Genomic DNA, 17,524 nt, shown 5'->3' with positions numbered 1-17,524 from the left:
AGCGCCGCGGGCTGGGGGAGGAGCACGGCGCGGGGTCGGGCGGTCCCGGTGGGGCGGTGACCGCGGATGATGGCCGGAGCGCGCCATCCTAGAGCCCGAACGAGCCGTCTGACCAGGGGTTTCGGGACACGTATACGGCAATGTCAGTGGCGTGGTGTGCAATGGATCTCGTGCCCGCGCTGAATGAACCACTGCGACAACCACTGAAGTCAGTGCTCGGCCCCGCCACCGCGAAGGTGATGGCCGAGCACCTCGGCCTGCATACCGTCGGCGACCTCCTGCACCACTACCCCCGCAGATACGAGGAGCGCGGCCAGCTCACCCACCTCGCCGACCTCCCCATGGACGAGCACGTCACCGTGGTCGCCCAGGTCGCCGACGCCCGCCTGCACAGCTTCGCCTCGGCCAAGGCCCCGCGGGGCAAGGGCCAGCGCCTGGAGGTGACCATCACCGACGGCAGCGGCCGGCTCCAGCTGGTCTTCTTCGGCAGCGGCGTCCACAAACCCCACAAGGATCTCCTGCCGGGCACGCGCGCGATGTTCTCGGGCAAGGTCTCGGTCTTCAACCGCCGCCTCCAGCTGGCCCATCCGGCCTACGAACTGCTGCGGGCCGACACCGACGAATCGGTGGAGACCTGGGCCGGCGCCCTCATCCCGCTGTACCCCGCCACCGCGAAACTGGAGTCCTGGAAGATCGGCAAGGCGATCCAGACCGTCCTGCCCAGCGCGCAGGAGGTGCTCGACCCCCTCCCGGACCCGCTGCGCGACGGCCGCGGCCTGGTCTCCCTCCCCGAGGCCCTGCTGAAGATCCACCGGCCCCAGACCAAGGCGGACATCGCCGACGCCCGCGCCCGGCTGAAGTGGGACGAGGCGTTCGTCCTCCAGGTCGCGCTCGCCCGCCGCCGCCACGCCGACGCCCAACTCCCGGCCGTTCCCCGCGAGCCCGCCCCCGACGGCCTGCTGACCTCCTTCGACGCCCGTCTCCCCTTCACCCTCACCGAAGGCCAGCAGAAGGTCTCGAAGGAGATCTTCGACGACCTGGCGACGGACCACCCGATGCACCGGCTGCTGCAGGGCGAGGTCGGTTCGGGCAAGACCCTGGTCGCCCTGCGGGCCATGCTCGCCGTGGTCGACGCCGGCGGGCAGGCCGCCCTGCTCGCCCCCACCGAGGTCCTCGCCCAGCAGCACCACCGCTCCGTCGTCGAGATGATGGGCGAGCTGGCCGAGGGCGGGATGCTGGGCGGGTCCGAGCGGGCCACCAAGGTCGTGGTGCTGACCGGGTCCATGGGCACGGCCGCCCGCAGGCAGGCACTGCTCGACCTCGTCACCGGAGAGGCCGGCATCGTGATCGGCACGCACGCGCTGATCGAGGACAAGGTCCGCTTCCACGACCTCGGGCTGGTCGTCGTCGACGAACAGCACCGCTTCGGTGTCGAACAGCGCGACGCCCTGCGTGGCAAGGGCAAGCAGCCCCCGCACCTGCTCGTCATGACGGCCACGCCCATCCCGCGCACCGTCGCCATGACCGTCTTCGGCGACCTGGAGACATCCGTCCTGGACCAGCTCCCGGCCGGCCGCTCGCCCATCGCCAGCCATGTCGTCCCGGCCGCCGACAAGCCGCACTTCCTTGCCCGCGCCTGGGAGCGGGTCCGCGAGGAGGTCGGCAACGGCCATCAGGCGTACGTGGTCTGCCCGCGCATCGGCGACGACGTCGACGAACCGGGGAGCCCGAAGAAGGCCGGGGCCAAGAAGAAGTCCCCGGAGGACGAGGCCGAGAAGCGGCCGCCGCTGGCGGTCCTGGACATCGCCGACCAGCTCGCCAAGGGGCCCCTGCACGGCCTCGGCGTCGAGGTCCTGCACGGCCGCATGCCTCCCGACGACAAGGACGCCGTCATGCGCCGCTTCGCCGCGGGTGACACCGACGTCCTGGTCGCCACCACCGTCATCGAGGTCGGCGTCAACGTCCCGAACGCCACCGCGATGGTGATCATGGACGCCGATCGCTTCGGCGTCTCCCAGCTGCACCAGCTCCGCGGTCGCGTCGGCCGGGGCTCGGCGCCCGGGCTGTGCCTCCTGGTCTCCGAGATGCCCGAGGCGAGCGCGGCCCGTCAGCGTCTCGACGCCGTCGCCGCCACCCTCGACGGCTTCGAGCTCTCCCGGATCGACCTCGAACAGCGCCGCGAGGGCGACGTCCTGGGCCAGGCCCAGTCCGGTGCCCGCTCCAGCCTGCGCGTACTCGCGGTCATCGAGGACGAGGAGGTGATCGCGGAGGCACGCGAGGAGGCGGTCCGCCTGGTCGCCGCGGATCCGGAACTGGAGACCCTGCCCGGCCTGCGCACGGCCCTGGACGCCCTCCTGGACGAAGAGCGGGAGCAGTACCTGGACAAGGGCTGAGGCCGGCCGCCGCCCCGTACGCGGGGCGGCCCCCGTACGCGGCTCGGCCGCCGGGGTGCGCGCGTCCACGGCCCGCGGCCGCTCCCGCCGGAGCGCACCCGCACACCCGGGCCTGCCAGACTGGACGGGTACCCGCCCCCGAACAAGGACCCCGAGATGACCCGCGTGATCGCCGGCGCAGCCGGTGGACGACGCCTGGCGGTCCCGCCAGGCACCGGCACCCGCCCCACCTCCGACCGCGCACGCGAGGCTCTCTTCTCCACCTGGCAGTCCCTGCTGGGCGGCCCCCTCCGCGGCGAACGCGTCCTCGACCTGTACGCGGGCTCCGGCGCCGTGGGCCTGGAGGCCCTCTCCCGGGGCGCGGGCCACACCCTGCTCGTCGAGGCCGACGCGCGGGCGGCGCGCACGGTCCGGGAGAACGTGAAGGCCCTCGGCCTGCCCGGCGCGGAGGTCAGGGCGGGCAAGGCCCAGCAGATCATCCGGACACCGCCGACAGACCCGTACGACCTGGTCTTTCTCGATCCCCCGTACGCCGTCCCGAACGACGATCTTCGGGAGATTCTGCTCACACTCCGCTCGGAGGGCTGGCTCGCGGCCGATGCCCTCGTCACCGTGGAGCGCAGCACCAGAGGCGGGGAGTTCCCCTGGCCGGACGGCTTCGAGGCACTTCGGGCCCGTCGCTACGGCGAGGGAACGTTTTGGTACGGTCGCGCCGCCTCTACGTGCGAAGACGCACGATGACCGGACTGGAGAGCGAGGGCCCACAAGTGCGCCGTGCCGTCTGTCCCGGGTCGTTCGACCCGATCACCAACGGACACCTCGACATCATTTCCCGCGCTTCTCGTCTGTACGACGAGGTCTATGTCGCGGTCATGATCAACAAGGCCAAGAAGGGCCTGTTCGAGATCGACGAGCGGATCGACCTGATCCGCCAGGTCACCGCCGAGTACGGCAACGTCCGGGTCGAGGCCTTCCACGGCCTCCTCGTCGACTTCTGCAAGCAGCGCGAGATCCCGGCCATCGTCAAGGGTCTGCGGGCGGTCAGCGACTTCGACTACGAGCTGCAGATGGCCCAGATGAACAACGGCCTGTCGGGCGTCGAGACGCTGTTCGTGCCGACCAACCCCACGTACAGCTTCCTCTCCTCCTCCCTGGTCAAGGAGGTCGCCACCTGGGGCGGCGACGTCTCCCACCTGGTGCCGCCGCTGGTGCTGGAAGCACTGGCCCAGAGGCTCAGGAAGGACTGACCCCGGGACCGGTCCGCTGACGGCCCGTCACCCGGTGTCCGGCGGGCACCTCATGGCCGTACAGTCGTCCCGTCCGTCTCCAACACAGCGCAGAGAGTGGCGAGCAACCGGTGGACGTGCAGAAGAAGCTCGACGAGATCGTCACGGCGGTCTCCAGTGCCCGGTCGATGCCGATGTCGGCCTCGTGCGTGGTCAACCGCGCGGACCTGCTCGCCCTGCTGGAAGAGGTGCGCGCGGCCCTTCCCGACTCCCTCGCCCAGGCCGAGGAGCTGATCGGCGGCCGTGAGCAGATGGTCGAGCAGGCCCGCCAGGAGGCCGAGCGGATCATCTCCACCGCGCACGCCGAACGCGGCTCCCTGATCTCCGACACCGAGATCGCCCGCCGCTCGCAGTCCGAGGCGGACCGCATCCTCGCCGAGGCCCGCAAGGAGGCCGAGGACGTCCGCGCGGAGGCCGACGACTACGTCGACTCCAAGCTCGCCAACTTCGAGGTCGTCCTCACCAAGACGCTCGGCTCGGTCGGCCGCGGCCGCGAGAAGCTCCTCGGTACCGGCCCCGGCACCGACGAGAACGGCTACGAGGACGAGGACGCCCCCGAGCGCAGCCACGACCCCGAGACCCTGCGCCGCGACGCCGACGCCTACGTCGACACCAAACTGGGTGCCTTCGAGGCGGTCCTCGCCAAGACCCTGGACGCGGTCGGCCGCGGCCGCCAGAAGCTGCACGGACGTATCGCCACGGACGACCTCGGCGCCCTCGCCGACGACGCCACGATGTTCCAGCACTCCTCCGACGCCGACTACCTCGCCGACCTGACCGCCCTCGCGGAGCAGGACGCCGCGGCGGCGCAGCCCGTCCAGCAGCCGTACGACCAGCCGGAACCGCAGCCGGCCTACGGCTACCAGCAGCAGCCGGACCTTTACGGCGGCTATCAGCAGCAGCAACAGCAGCAGGACTACGGCCGGCAGGACGCCTACGGCTACCAGCAGCAGGCCGACCCGTACGCGTACCAGGGCTACGACACCCAGCAGGCCCCGTACGACCCGAACCAGGCCGTGCAGCAGCCCCAGCAGCAGGTCCAGCAGGGCCAGCAGGGCCAGCAGGGCCAGCAGGGATACGCCCTGGACGAGACCAGCCTCTTCGACACCGGCATGATCAGTGCCGAACAGCTGCGCGCCTACGAGCAGGAACGCGGCCTGTAGCACCGGGGCGGCCCGGGCGAGGGCCCCGGATTGGGCTGTGGGCGAATGCTCCAGTATCCTGGCTCTTCGGTCGCGTGTACGTCCGCGATTACAGCTGCCCGCAGCACCGTAGTAGGGCAGCGCCCCCCGAGCTCAGAAGATCGAAAGCAGGAATGGCCCTGAACGCCCGCCTCGACCACCGCAAGCCTCTCGTGTTCGACACGCACGAGCTGGGGCGGCGTCCTGGTGCGCTACAGCGCCTGACCCGCGAGTTCGACGCTCCCAGGGATCTCGGGATCCAGGGAGTGATCGGAGTGCCGGAAGGCGCCCCGGTGGAGCTCGACCTCCGACTCGAGTCGGTCATGGAAGGTGTGCTCGTCACAGGCACCGCCCGTGCACAGGCCGAGGGGGAGTGCGTAAGGTGTCTGGAGCCGCTGGAGCTGGAGCTCGAAGCGGACTTCCAGGAGATGTTCTCGTACCCTGACGCCGACGACCGGGGCCGCCCCAAAGCGGAGCCGGTCGACGACGCCGAGGAAGACGAGGACAGGCTCTTCATCGAGGACGGCTTGTTCGACCTCGAACCCGTGCTGCGTGACGCGGTGGTGCTCGCACTGCCGTTGCAGCCGGTGTGCCAGGACGACTGTCTGGGCCTGTGCTCCGAGTGCGGAGCGCGGCTCACGGACGACCCGGACCACCACCACGACGCCACCGACATCCGTTGGGCGGCATTGCAGGGACTCGCCGGTTCACTCGAAGACGGCGAGAAGGACGAGATGAGTGGCGAAGCGCCTCGACCGGCGCGCGCCAACGAGAAGCAGGAGAAGTAGCCGTGGCTGTTCCGAAGCGGAAGATGTCGCGCAGCAACACGCGCCACCGCCGGTCGCAGTGGAAGGCTGCGGTCCCCACCCTGGTTGCGTGCGAGCGCTGCCACGAGCCCAAGCTGCAGCACATTGCGTGCCCGTCTTGCGGCACCTACAACAAGCGCCAGGTTCTCGAGGTCTGAGCGGCTGGTGAGAGGCTCCATGTCTGACGCCAAGGCGGACACGACCGCCAAGAAAAAGGCGGAGAACACGGCCTCGTCCCACACGCTTCTGGAAGGGCGGCTCGGCTATCAGCTCGAGTCCGCCCTTCTGGTGCGTGCGCTGACCCACCGTTCCTTCGCATACGAGAACGGCGGTCTGCCGACGAACGAGCGGCTGGAGTTCCTCGGGGACTCCGTACTCGGCCTCGTCGTCACGGACACGCTGTACCGCACCCACCCCGACCTGCCCGAAGGCCAGCTGGCCAAGTTGCGGGCCGCGGTGGTCAACTCGCGTGCGCTGGCGGAGGTCGGCCGTGGCCTCGACCTGGGCTCCTTCATCCGGCTCGGCCGGGGTGAAGAGGGCACGGGCGGCCGGGACAAGGCATCCATCCTCGCCGACACCCTCGAAGCGGTGATCGGCGCGGTCTATCTCGATCAGGGCCTCGACGCGGCCTCCGAACTGGTGCACCGCCTGTTCGACCCGCTGATCGAGAAGTCCTCGAACCTCGGTGCCGGCCTGGACTGGAAGACCAGTCTCCAGGAGCTCACCGCGACCGAGGGCCTCGGTGTCCCCGAGTACCTGGTCACGGAGACCGGCCCCGACCACGAGAAGACCTTCACTGCTGCTGCCCGCGTCGGAGGCGTCTCGTACGGCACCGGCACCGGCCGCAGCAAGAAGGAGGCGGAGCAGCAGGCCGCAGAGTCCGCATGGCGGTCCATCCGGGCCGCGGCGGACGAGCGCGCCAAGGCGGCGAAGGCCGTCGAGGCCGTCCAGGCGGCCGACGGCAGCCCGGACCCGGAGTCCGCCTCCGCCTGACGAACAGCGGCACAGCAGAAAAGTAGAACAGCAGTACGAGACGAGCGCCCGCCCCCGTAGGAGGCGGGCGCTCCGTACAGGGGATCCCATGCCCGAGTTGCCCGAGGTCGAGGTCGTCCGGCGCGGTCTGGAGCGGTGGGTCGCCCATCGCACGGTCGCCGAGGCCGAGGTGCTGCACCCGCGTGCCGTACGCCGTCATGTCGCCGGTTCCGACGACTTCGCGCACCGGCTCAAGGGCCATCGCATCGGCACCCCCAGCCGCCGGGGCAAGTATCTGTGGCTGCCGCTGACGGACACGCACCAGGCGGTCCTCGCCCACCTCGGGATGAGCGGGCAGCTCCTGGTCCAGCCGCACGGGGCCCCCGACGAGAAGCATCTGCGCGTCCGGGTGCGCTTCGCGGACACGGTCGACACCGAGCTGCGCTTCGTCGATCAGCGCACCTTCGGCGGGCTGTCGCTGCACGACACCACCCCCGACGGCCTTCCGGACGTCATCGCGCACATCGCCCGTGACCCCCTTGACCCCCTGTTCGACGACGAGGCGTTCCACCAGGCCCTGCGGCGCAGGCGCACCACCATCAAGCGTGCCCTGCTCGACCAGTCGCTGATCAGCGGGGTCGGCAACATCTACGCGGACGAGGCGCTGTGGCGTGCCCGTCTGCACTACGACCGCCCCACCGCGAACTTCACCCGTCCCCGCACGCTCGAACTCCTGGGTCACGTCCGGGACGTGATGAACGCGGCCCTCGCCGTGGGCGGCACCAGTTTCGACAGCCTGTACGTCAACGTCAACGGCGAGTCGGGCTACTTCGACCGGTCGCTGGACGCGTACGGCCGTGAGGGCCTGCCCTGCAGGCGGTGTGCCACGCCGATGGCCCGGCGCCCGTGGATGAACCGGTCCAGCTACTTCTGCCCGAGGTGTCAGAGGGTGCCGCGCGTCCCGTCGTAGCGCTCGCGGGCGGCCAGGACGTCGCCCATGCGCCCCTCCACGCAGTGGATGAGGGACAGCAGCCGTTCGGCCACCTCGCGTCCCACCGGCGTCAGTTCGTAGTCCACGCGGGGCGGGTTCGTCGGCTGAGCCTCGCGGTGCACCAGGCCGTCACGCTCCAGCGCGTGCAGCGTCTGGGACAGCATCTTCTCGCTCACGCCGTCCACCCGGCGGCGCAGCTCGTTGAAGCGCAGCGAACCCTCGTACAGCGCTCCTAGCGTGAGTCCGCCCCAGCGGCCCGTGACGTGCTCCAGCGTGCCGCGCGAGGGGCAGGCCTTGGCGAACACGTTGAACGGGAGGTCCTGGTCCTCCGCGCGCTGCTGGGTGGCGTCCATGCCTCCAGCGTACTCGAAGGCAGCGCTAGCTGGCAGGTTGCACTAACCAAAAGTTAGTGCTTTCCTGTGGTCGCCGCTTTCGACCTGCACTGTTCAAGGAGTTCCGCATGTCCACGCCCGTTATCGCTGTCGCTTATCACTCCGGCTACGGTCACACCGCCGTGCTCGCCGAGGCCGTCCGTGCCGGGGCCGCCGACGCCGGGGCGGAGGTGCGTCTGATCAAGGTCGACGAGATCACCGAGGAGCAGTGGACGCTGCTCGACGCCTCCGACGCGATCGTGTTCGGCTCGCCGACCTACATGGGGACCGCGTCCGGTGCCTTCCACGCCTTCGCCGAGGCGACCTCCGCGCGCTGGGCCACCCAGGCGTGGAAGGACAAGCTCGCCGCCGGGTTCACCAACTCCGGCTCCAAGAGCGGCGACAAGCTGCACACGCTGCAGTTCTTCCAGATCCTCGCCGCGCAGCTCGGCATGCACTGGGTCAACCTCGGTCTGCTGCCCGGCTGGAACAGCAGCACCGCGTCCGAGCACGACCTCAACCGCCTGGGCGTCTTCCTGGGCGCGGCCGCGCAGACCAACGTCGACGAGGGCCCGGAGGGCGTCCACAAGGCCGACGTGGCGACGGCGGAACACCTGGGGCGGCGCGTCGCCGAGACCGCGAAGGTCTTCCTGGCCGGCCGCACCCAGGCTGCTTGATCGTTTCTGCGGGGTCCGGCACCCGCCGCTCGACCCCTCTTCGGCCCTAGTAGCCGAAGTCCTGCGTCCACCAGGGGCCGCCGGAGCCCAGGTGGACACCTACGCCCAGCGTCTTGAAGTCGCAGTTCAGGATGTTGGCCTTGTGGCCGGGGCTGTTCATCCAGGCCTCCATGACCGCGGCCGCGTCGGCCTGGCCCCGGGCTATGTTCTCGCCGCCGAGGTCGGATATCCCGGCCTTCGCGGCCCGGTCCCACGGGGTCGCCCCGTCCGGATCGGTGTGGTCGAAGAAGCCGCGCGCGGCCATGTCGTCGCTGAACTTCCCGGCGAGCTCCGACAGCGCGCTGTTGGCGGAGACGGCGCTGCACCCGACCTTGGCCCGCTCCTCGTTGACCAGCTTCAGCACCTCGGCCGCGGCCTGCGCCTCGGCCGAGACCGTCACCGGGGACTCGGGCTTCCCCGGTGCCTTGGTGGCCGCGTTCGACTTGGACGGAGTGGTCTTCGGCTTCTTCGAGGGCGTGGCCTGCGGCTTCTCGGTGGCCGTCTCGGTCGGTGACGCCGACGCGGTGGAGGTGGAGGGGGAAGGCGTCGGCGAGACCGAGGGAGAGGTGGACCGGCCGGCATCGCGGCTGGTCGAGGTACCACCGCGCTCGGTGTCGGCGGAGCCGGACGTGCCGCCCTGCTCGGAGGCCGAGTTGGTCGGGGAGTCGGCGGCCTGCACCTTGTCGGCCGAGCCGCCGCCACCACCGAGCTGGTAGTTGTCGAGACCCGGCACCACGCCCGTGGCCACCGCGACGGTGCCGATGGCGACGGCGGCGGAGACACCCAGCAGGCCCGTCTTGACCGGCGTGGCGACCTTGCGCTTGCGGCGGCGGCCGGCCGCCGCCCGGTTCGAGCCCGGCCGCAGGTCACCGTCGTCGGGCCGGAAGCCGTCCACCGAGAAGACCGTGGTGTCGTCGTGGGCGTACTCGTCGCCGGTGGCGTACAGGTACTCCCGGCTCCTGGCGACGGTGTCGGCGTACGCCTCCGGGTTCAGGTACGGCGCGATGCCCATCGTGGGGCGCTCGTCGGCGTACGGGTCCTGCGGGGTGTGACGGTCCGCGTGCGAGCCCTGCGTCTGTGTGACCCCCGTGGCGCGGCTCGTGGCGGCGCGGCCGGCGGCGGAGCGTCGGTGGCGTCCCATGTCCTTGCCTCTCGTCCAAGCGGTGTTCCCAGCGGTCGGCCGAAGTGCTGGGGCGACGCGCGCCTCCTGCGCCCTCTGGTCAACCTGGCTCACCCGATCGAGTGAGTTTCATATGAGAATCATTGGGTGGGGACGGTACCGCATGGCTCTGGGGGAGGAAGTGCCCGGAGCGACTTTGCCCGGTTAGGTTGCACCCATGAACGAGGATGTACGGCTGGTCGCCTGGGTGCGCGGGCGCGTCCAGGGTGTGGGTTTCCGCTGGTTCACCCGGGCCAAGGCGCTGGAGATCGGCGGCCTGAGTGGCTTTGCTCTCAATCTGGCCGACGGACGGGTCCAGGTCGTCGCGGAGGGGGCCCGAGAGGGCTGCGAGGGACTGCTCGGGTGGCTTCTGGGTGACGACACGCCCGGCCGGGTGGACGGCGTCACCGAGATATGGGACACACCGCGCGGCGGCTACGACGGCTTCGCGATCCGCTGAGGAATGCACGCGACGCGGCCCGGAACGAGCTCCGGTACATGCCAACGGCACCTGCCCCGATGAAAAGGGGCAGGTGGTTGCCAAGAATTGCTTGCGGTGGAAGGCTCGGCACGTCAGGATGATCGCCACGCCCCGAGGGCCCCGCAGGAGTCGCAGCGCCGCCGTTCAGGCCGCGCGCCACCGGGATGCCCGCCAATACGGGGCGTGATCGTGTTGACCGTCAAACTTTTTGGTGAGACGCTGAAAGCACCCCCCGCACCTCAGCTGTTTGGCATGGATGAACGGCAGCACAACCAAGATCCTGGCAAGCACCGCGGGTGCGAATCCCTCACGACCCACACCGCTTCGGTCGGTCACTCATTGTGGAGGACCATCCATCATGGCAAAGGCGCTTCTCGGTTACGTCGGCGGCTCCGACCCGCGACTCCTCGCCGAGATGCGACGGCTGCAGCAGCGTGTACAGGACCTGGAATCCGAGCTCGGACGGATCCAGGCCGAGAACGACGCGCTGACGGCTGCCGCTTCTCACGAATCGCTTCTGGAGAGCATCGACGCACGCCAGGCGGAGCCTGCGCTCACCTGATCGCTGCACCGCTGCACAACGGCACACGCAGTGGTCGGGCGGCTCATCTCACCGCGTCGGACCGCTAAGTTGTCAGAGTTTGCAAGGGACGCTTCGGCGTCCCTTCTTTCTTTCCCCCGCCTCGTCTTTCCCGCCGTCGTCCTGCTCGCTCTATTGCTTCCCCCGCGCACCCTTTCAGTCTCTTAACGTTTGGTGTGCCCTGCGCGTTCATGGGTGAAACCGCGGGTTCATGGAGTGAGACACCCCCGGAAGGTAGAGTCCAGCGCCGTGCACCTCAAGGCCCTGACCCTCCGGGGGTTCAAGTCGTTCGCCTCGGCGACCACGCTCAGGTTCGAACCGGGGATCACGTGCGTGGTCGGACCGAACGGCTCGGGCAAGTCCAACGTCGTCGACGCGCTCAGCTGGGTCATGGGCGAGCAGGGCGCGAAGTCGCTGCGCGGCGGCAAGATGGAGGACGTCATCTTCGCCGGCACCACCGGCCGCCCCCCGCTGGGCCGCGCCGAGGTGTCCCTGACCATCGACAACTCCGACGGGGCGCTGCCCATCGAGTACGCCGAGGTCACCATCACGCGGATCATGTTCCGCAACGGCGGCAGCGAGTACCAGATCAACGGGGACACCTGCCGCCTCCTCGACATCCAGGACCTGCTGTCCGACTCCGGCATCGGCCGCGAGATGCACGTCATCGTCGGCCAGGGCCAGCTCGACTCCGTCCTGCACGCCGATCCCATGGGCCGCCGCGCCTTCATCGAGGAGGCGGCGGGCGTCCTCAAGCACCGCAAGCGCAAGGAGAAGGCCCTCAGGAAACTGGACGCGATGCAGGCCAACCTCGCGCGCGTGCAGGACCTGACCGACGAACTGCGCCGTCAGCTCAAGCCCCTCGGCCGCCAGGCCGCCGTCGCCCGCCGCGCCGCCGTCATCCAGGCCGACCTGCGCGACGCCCGCCTGCGCCTGCTCGCCGACGATCTCGTACGGCTGCGGGAGGCCCTGCGGACCGAGGTCGCCGACGAGGCCGCCCTCAAGGAGCGCAAGGAAGCCGCCGAGCAGGAACTGCGCAAGGCGCTCCAGCGGGAGGCCCTCCTGGAGGACGAGGTCCGCCGGCTGGCGCCGCGCCTCCAGCGTGCCCAGCAGACCTGGTACGAGCTGTCCCAGCTCGCCGAACGCGTCCGCGGCACGATCTCGCTCGCCGACGCCCGCGTGAAGAGCGCCACCTCCGCGCCGCCCGAGGAACGCCGCGGCCGCGATCCCGAGGACATGGAGCGCGAGGCCGCCCGGGTCCGCGAGCAGGAGGCCGAGCTGGAGGCCGCCCTCGAAGCTGCCCAGCACGCACTCGACGACACCGTCTCCCACCGCGCCGACCTGGAGCGGGAGCTCGCCGTCGAGGAACGGCGGCTGAAGGACGTCGCCCGGGCCATCGCCGACCGGCGTGAGGGCCTTGCCCGGCTGAACGGCCAGGTCAACGCGGCCCGTTCGCGTGCCGCCTCCGCCCAGGCGGAGATCGACCGGCTCGCCGCCGCCCGCGACGAGGCCCAGGAGCGGGCCGTCACCGCGCAGGAGGAGTACGAGGAGCTCAAGGCGGAGGTCGACGGCCTCGACGCGGACGACCAGGAACTCGGGGAACAGCACGAGGCCGCCAGGCAGGGCCTCGTCGAGGCGGAGGCCGCTCTCACCGCCGCCCGCGAGGCGCTCACGGGAGCCGAACGCCGGCGCGCCGCGACCCAGGCCCGCCACGAGACCCTGGCGATGGGCCTGCGCCGCAGGGACGGCACGGGCGCGCTGCTGGGCGCACGGGACCGGCTGAGCGGACTGCTGGGCCCGGCGGCCGGACTGCTGACGGTGACACAGGGCTACGAGGTCCCGCTCGCGGCGGCCTTCGGGGCGGCGGCGGACGCCCTCGCCGTGACCGGTCCGGCCGCGGCCGCCGAGGCGATCCGCCTGCTGCGCAAGCAGGACGGGGGCCGGGCCGCGCTGTTGCTCAGCGGCGCTCCGGACGACGTACCCCAGGAGCCGGGGGAGGCGGAGGGACCGAGGGAGACCGGGGGACCGCGGTACGCCGCCGACCTCGTCCGCGGCCCGGCCGATCTGCTGCCCGCCGTACGGCGTCTCCTGCGGGGGATCGTCGTCGTCGGCACGCTGGAGGACGCCGAGGAGGTCGTCTACGCCAGGCCCGATCTCACCGCCGTGACCGCCGAGGGTGACCTGCTGGGGGCGCACTTCGCGCACGGCGGGTCCGCCGGGGCGCCCAGTCTGCTGGAGGTGCAGGCGTCCGTCGACGAGGCCGCCGCCGAGCTCGAGGAGCTGGCGGTGCGGTGCGAGGAGCTGACCCGGGCGCAGCTCGAGGCGGGGGAGCGGCGCAAGGAGTGTGCCGCGCTCGTCGAGGAGACGGGGGAGCGGCGGCGGGCCGCCGACCGGGAGAAGTCGGCCGTGGCCCAGCAGCTCGGGCGGCTCGCGGGACAGGCGCGGGGCGCCGCCGGTGAGGCCGAGCGGTCCACGGCGGCCGCGGCGCGGGCCCAGGAGGCGCTGGACCGGGCCGTCGAAGAGGCCGAGGAACTGGCCGAACGGCTGGCCGTCGCCGAGGAGATGCCGGTCGAGGAGGAGCCCGACACCTCCGCGCGCGACCGGCTCGCCGCGGACGGGGCCAACGCCCGGCAGACCGAGATGGAGGCGCGGCTCCAGGTCCGTACGCACGAGGAGCGGGTGAAGGGGCTGGCCGGGCGGGCCGACTCGCTGGACCGGGCCGCGCGGGCGGAACGCGAGGCACGCGCGCGTGCGGAGCAGCGGCGGGCACGGCTGCGGCACGAGGCCGCCGTCGCGGAGGCCGTCGCCTCCGGTGCGCGCCAGCTGCTCGCCCATGTCGAGGTGTCCCTCGGGCGGGCCGAGGCGGAGCGGGTCGCCGCCGACGCCGCCAAGGCGCGGCGCGAGCAGGAGCTGGCCGCCGCCCGCACCGCCGGGCGCGACCTCAAGGCCGAGCTGGACAAGCTGACGGACTCGGTCCACCGGGGCGAGGTGCTCGGGGCCGAGAAGCGGATGCGGATCGAGCAGCTGGAGACCAAGGCGCTGGAGGAGCTGGGGGTGGAGCCCGCGGGGCTCGTCTCGGAGTACGGGCCCCACCAGCCGGTGCCGCCCTCGCCGCCCGCCGAGGGCGAGGTGCTGCCGGAGGACCCGGAGGACCCGCGCAACCTGCCGAGGCGTTTCCTGCGGGCCGAGCAGGAGAAGCGGCTGCGGGCGGCCGAACGCGCCTATCAGCAACTCGGCAAGGTGAACCCGCTTGCCCTGGAGGAGTTCTCCGCGCTGGAGGAGCGGCACAAGTTCCTCAGCGAGCAGCTGGAGGACCTCAAGAAGACCCGTGCCGACCTCCTTCAGGTCGTGAAGGAGGTCGACGAGCGGGTCGAGCAGGTCTTCACCGAGGCGTTCCGGGACACCGCTCTGCAGTTCGAGGGTGTGTTCAGCCGGCTCTTCCCCGGCGGTGAGGGGCGGCTGATCCTGACCGACCCCGACAACATGCTCACCACGGGCGTCGACGTCGAGGCCCGGCCGCCCGGCAAGAAGGTCAAGCGGCTCAGCCTGCTCTCCGGTGGCGAGCGGTCGCTGACGGCCGTCGCCATGCTGGTGTCGATCTTCAAGGCCCGGCCCAGCCCGTTCTACGTCATGGACGAGGTCGAGGCCGCGCTCGACGACACCAACCTGCAGCGGCTGATCCGGATCATGCAGGAGCTCCAGGAGTCCTCGCAGCTGATCGTGATCACGCACCAGAAGCGCACGATGGAGGTCGCCGACGCGCTGTACGGCGTGTCCATGCAGGGCGACGGTGTGTCGAAGGTCATCAGCCAGCGCCTGCGCTGAACGGCCCGGAGCGGGGTATCCGAAGGCAAGCCCCGAGTGGTTCTTCAAGAGTTGAACACATGCTCCTCACGTGTGCGCTGAAAAGTCACAGTCACCCCCTCTTGACTTCGACACTTGAAGGCATAGTCTCGGCACCGTTGCTTTTACCTTCAGGTACCACCTATCTGGAGGTGTTGATCCCGTCGGCGGCGTTGCCGGCGGCCCGAGGAGTTGAACGTGACCAGCACAGAGCAGGCACAAAAGTCAGGAGCCGGGACGGCTCACCCCGATCATCTCGGGCACGTCATCTTCATCGCGGCGGCGGCCGCGATGGGCGGCTTCCTCTTCGGCTACGACAGCTCCGTCATCAACGGCGCGGTCGAGGCCATCCGGGACCGCTACGACGTCGGCTCCGCGGCCCTGGCGCAGGTCATCGCCATCGCCCTGATCGGCTGCGCCATCGGCGCCGCGACCGCCGGCCGCATCGCCGACCGCATCGGCCGCATCCGGGTCATGCAGATCGCCGCCGTGCTGTTCATCGTCAGCGCCGTCGGCTCGGCCCTGCCCTTCGCGCTGTGGGACTTCGCCCTGTGGCGGGTCGTCGGCGGCTTCGCCATCGGCATGGCCTCCGTCATCGGCCCCGCCTACATCGCGGAGGTCGCCCCGCCCGCCTACCGCGGCCGCCTCGGTTCCTTCCAGCAGGCCGCGATCGTCATCGGCATCGCGATCTCGCAGCTGGTCAACTGGGGTCTGCTGAACGCGGCCGGCGGCGACCAGCGCGGCGAGCTCATGGGCCTGGAGGCCTGGCAGGTCATGCTGGGCGTCATGGTGGTCCCGGCCGTCCTCTACGGTCTGCTCTCCTTCGCCATCCCCGAGTCCCCGCGCTTCCTGATCTCCGTCGGCAAGCGCGAGCGGGCCCGTGACATCCTCGAAGAGGTCGAGGGCGCGAAGATCGACCTGGACGCCCGCGTCGCCGAGATCGAGCACGCGATGAAGAGCGAGCACAAGTCCACCTTCAAGGACCTGCTCGGCGGCTCCTTCTTCTTCAAGCCGATCGTCTGGGTCGGTATCGGCCTGTCCGTCTTCCAGCAGTTCGTCGGCATCAACGTCGCGTTCTACTACTCCTCGACGCTGTGGCAGTCGGTCGGCGTCGACCCGACGGACTCGTTCTTCTACTCCTTCACGACGTCGATCATCAACATCGTCGGCACCGTGATCGCGATGATCTTCGTGGACCGCGTCGGCCGCAGGCCGCTGGCCCTCATCGGCTCCGTCGGCATGGTCGTCGGCCTCGCGCTGGAGGCCTGGGCGTTCTCCTTCGACCTGGTCGACGGCAAGCTGCCGGCCACCCAGGGCTGGATCGCCCTGATCGCCGCGCACGTCTTCGTCCTCTTCTTCGCCCTGTCCTGGGGTGTCGTCGTCTGGGTCTTCCTCGGCGAGATGTTCCCCAACCGGATCCGTGCCGCCGCCCTCGGCGTGGCCGCGTCCGCGCAGTGGATCGCCAACTGGGCCATCACCGCGAGCTTCCCGTCGCTGGCCGACTGGAACCTCTCCGCGACCTACGTGATCTACACGGTCTTCGCCGCGCTCTCCATCCCGTTCGTCCTGAAGTACGTCAAGGAGACGAAGGGCAAGTCGCTGGAGGAGATGGGCTGAGCCTCTCCGAGAGGCCATCGAGCCCCCTGGACTCGAGGAGCCGGGCCACATCCCCGCTGCCCGCTCCTCGATACCCGTAGGACGTACCGCCCCGGCTCACCCGTCGAGCCGGGGCAGTACGTTCTCGCAGAACAGCCGCAGTCCGCGCCAGCCCTCCGCCGTCGGCATCCCGCCGGCCAGGGGATGCAGGACGAGGTTGTCGAGCCCCTGCGCCACACACTCGTCCGGCGTGAGGATCCGGTAGACCCCCTCGTCGCGGAGCTCCCGGACGCTGCCCGCCGCCGAGCGCACCGCCGAGCGGATCTCGCCGGACTGCCAGGAGGCGTACGTCCGGGCCTCGTGCAGGAAGTGTTCGCCGTACTCGGCCCACGCCCGGTCCGGATCCTCGGCGATGTGCAGCAGCGGGGTCTCGGCGGCCGGCATCATCGTCCAGCCCTCCGTCCCGTACTCCACGAGCCGCTCCTTGTAGTACGCCTCCAGCTCCGGAAGGTGTGCGCTGGGGAAGAACGGCAGGCCGAGCCGGGCGGCCCGGCGGGCGGCCGCCTTCGAGGAGCCGCCGACCAGCAGCAGCGGGTGCGGTGCGGAGGACGGCCGCGGGGTGACCCGTACCGTACGGCCCCGGTACTCGAACTCCTCGCCGGTCCAGGCCTTGAGCAGGGTGTCGAGCAGCTCGTCCTGGAGCCGCCCGCGCCGCTTCCAGTCCACCCCCGCCCGCTCGTACTCCTCGGGCCGGTATCCGATCCCGGCGACCGTGGCCAGCCGGCCGCCGCTCAGCAGGTCGAGCACCGCGATGTCCTCGGCCAGCCGCAGTGGGTCGTGCAGCGGACCGATCACCGCAGAGACGGTGACCGCGAGCCGCCGGGTCGCGCCGAGCACGGCGCCCGCGAAGGCGAACGGCGACGGCAGCCAGTTGTTCTCGGCCCCGTGATGCTCCTCGGTCTGTACGGTCGTGACCCCGCACTCGTCGGCGTACGCGGCCATCTCCAGAGCGGCCCGGTACCGCACACCGAGCTCGGCCGGGGTCGCGCCGGGAGCGACGAGGTTGAAACGGACGACGGTGACGGGCATGGCAGGCCCCCTTCGGCGGATGTGGGGGGACGGTAGCTGACGGGGTGTCAGATGGCCATG

At 70.8% G+C, this 17,524-nt stretch carries 16 protein-coding genes; 13 read left to right on the top strand and 3 right to left on the bottom strand.

Features of this window, described 5'->3' with window-relative positions; translation table 11 throughout:
• Positions 1-161 precede the first annotated feature (161 nt).
• The 8 genes from recG (at position 162) to mutM (ending at position 7,608) form a co-directional block, all read left to right on the top strand.
• Positions 162-2,393, top strand: coding sequence for an ATP-dependent DNA helicase RecG (gene recG / locus ASD48_RS11885; protein ID WP_057601522.1), 2,232 nt, complete (start codon positions 162-164; stop codon positions 2,391-2,393).
• Between the two features lie 156 nt (positions 2,394-2,549).
• On the top strand, positions 2,550-3,134 hold the full coding sequence (gene rsmD, locus ASD48_RS11880) for a 16S rRNA (guanine(966)-N(2))-methyltransferase RsmD (RefSeq protein WP_057601521.1): 585 nt from the start codon (positions 2,550-2,552) through the stop codon (positions 3,132-3,134).
• Positions 3,135-3,160: 26 nt separating this feature from the next.
• The gene (coaD, locus tag ASD48_RS11875; RefSeq protein WP_057601520.1) at positions 3,161-3,640 is read left to right on the top strand and encodes a pantetheine-phosphate adenylyltransferase; all 480 of its coding nucleotides are present in this window, start codon (positions 3,161-3,163) and stop codon (positions 3,638-3,640) included.
• Positions 3,641-3,750: 110 nt separating this feature from the next.
• Positions 3,751-4,842 (top strand): hypothetical protein, encoded by a 1,092-nt coding sequence (locus ASD48_RS11870; protein ID WP_057601519.1) that lies wholly within the window; start codon positions 3,751-3,753, stop codon positions 4,840-4,842.
• 152 nt (positions 4,843-4,994) lie between these two features.
• Entirely contained in the window at positions 4,995-5,648 is a 654-nt protein-coding gene (locus ASD48_RS11865; protein WP_054239748.1) for a YceD family protein, read from the top strand.
• Positions 5,649-5,650: 2 nt separating this feature from the next.
• Positions 5,651-5,824, top strand: coding sequence for a 50S ribosomal protein L32 (gene rpmF / locus ASD48_RS11860; protein ID WP_007493396.1), 174 nt, complete (start codon positions 5,651-5,653; stop codon positions 5,822-5,824).
• A gap of 7 nt (positions 5,825-5,831) precedes the next feature.
• Entirely contained in the window at positions 5,832-6,659 is an 828-nt protein-coding gene (rnc, locus tag ASD48_RS11855; protein WP_242432576.1) for a ribonuclease III, read from the top strand.
• An 88-nt stretch (positions 6,660-6,747) separates the two neighbouring features.
• Entirely contained in the window at positions 6,748-7,608 is an 861-nt protein-coding gene (gene mutM / locus ASD48_RS11850; RefSeq protein WP_057601517.1) for a bifunctional DNA-formamidopyrimidine glycosylase/DNA-(apurinic or apyrimidinic site) lyase, read from the top strand.
• Here the strand turns inward: mutM and ASD48_RS11845 are convergent.
• Complete coding sequence (locus ASD48_RS11845) at positions 7,581-7,982, bottom strand: helix-turn-helix domain-containing protein (protein ID WP_057601516.1); 402 nt, start codon at positions 7,980-7,982, stop codon at positions 7,581-7,583. The genes mutM and ASD48_RS11845 overlap by 28 nt on opposite strands.
• A 107-nt stretch (positions 7,983-8,089) precedes the next feature.
• On the opposite strand from ASD48_RS11845, the gene ASD48_RS11840 reads away from it, so the two are divergent.
• The gene (locus ASD48_RS11840; protein WP_057601515.1) at positions 8,090-8,677 is read left to right on the top strand and encodes a flavodoxin family protein; all 588 of its coding nucleotides are present in this window, start codon (positions 8,090-8,092) and stop codon (positions 8,675-8,677) included.
• A 46-nt stretch (positions 8,678-8,723) separates the two neighbouring features.
• Here the strand turns inward: ASD48_RS11840 and ASD48_RS11835 are convergent, their stop codons facing one another.
• Positions 8,724-9,857: a CAP domain-containing protein gene (locus tag ASD48_RS11835; protein WP_057601514.1), complete on the bottom strand. Its 1,134-nt coding sequence runs from the start codon at positions 9,855-9,857 to the stop codon at positions 8,724-8,726.
• Between the two features lie 196 nt (positions 9,858-10,053).
• Here ASD48_RS11835 and ASD48_RS11830 point away from each other — a divergent pair, with 196 nt between their 5' ends.
• From ASD48_RS11830 to ASD48_RS11815, 4 genes are all read left to right on the top strand, one after another.
• A complete protein-coding gene (locus tag ASD48_RS11830; RefSeq protein ID WP_057601513.1) occupies positions 10,054-10,335 on the top strand; it encodes an acylphosphatase in 282 nt (93 codons plus the stop codon).
• Positions 10,336-10,714: 379 nt separating this feature from the next.
• On the top strand, positions 10,715-10,918 hold the full coding sequence (locus ASD48_RS11825) for a hypothetical protein (RefSeq protein WP_020128723.1): 204 nt from the start codon (positions 10,715-10,717) through the stop codon (positions 10,916-10,918).
• 267 nt (positions 10,919-11,185) lie between these two features.
• Positions 11,186-14,761, top strand: coding sequence for a chromosome segregation protein SMC (gene smc, locus ASD48_RS11820; RefSeq protein ID WP_057601512.1), 3,576 nt, complete (start codon positions 11,186-11,188; stop codon positions 14,759-14,761).
• A gap of 216 nt (positions 14,762-14,977) precedes the next feature.
• A complete protein-coding gene (locus ASD48_RS11815) occupies positions 14,978-16,396 on the top strand; it encodes a sugar porter family MFS transporter (RefSeq protein WP_057601511.1) in 1,419 nt (472 codons plus the stop codon).
• A gap of 96 nt (positions 16,397-16,492) precedes the next feature.
• On the opposite strand, the gene ASD48_RS11810 is transcribed toward ASD48_RS11815, so the two are convergent.
• Complete coding sequence (locus ASD48_RS11810; RefSeq protein ID WP_057601510.1) at positions 16,493-17,464, bottom strand: LLM class flavin-dependent oxidoreductase; 972 nt, start codon at positions 17,462-17,464, stop codon at positions 16,493-16,495.
• Between the last annotated feature and the right edge of the window lie 60 nt (positions 17,465-17,524).

Source organism: Streptomyces sp. Root1310 (assembly GCF_001426425.1).
Taxonomy (GTDB): domain Bacteria; phylum Actinomycetota; class Actinomycetes; order Streptomycetales; family Streptomycetaceae; genus Streptomyces.
Note: the sequence above shows the minus strand (reverse complement) of the source record. Positions and strands in the feature narration are given on the sequence as shown.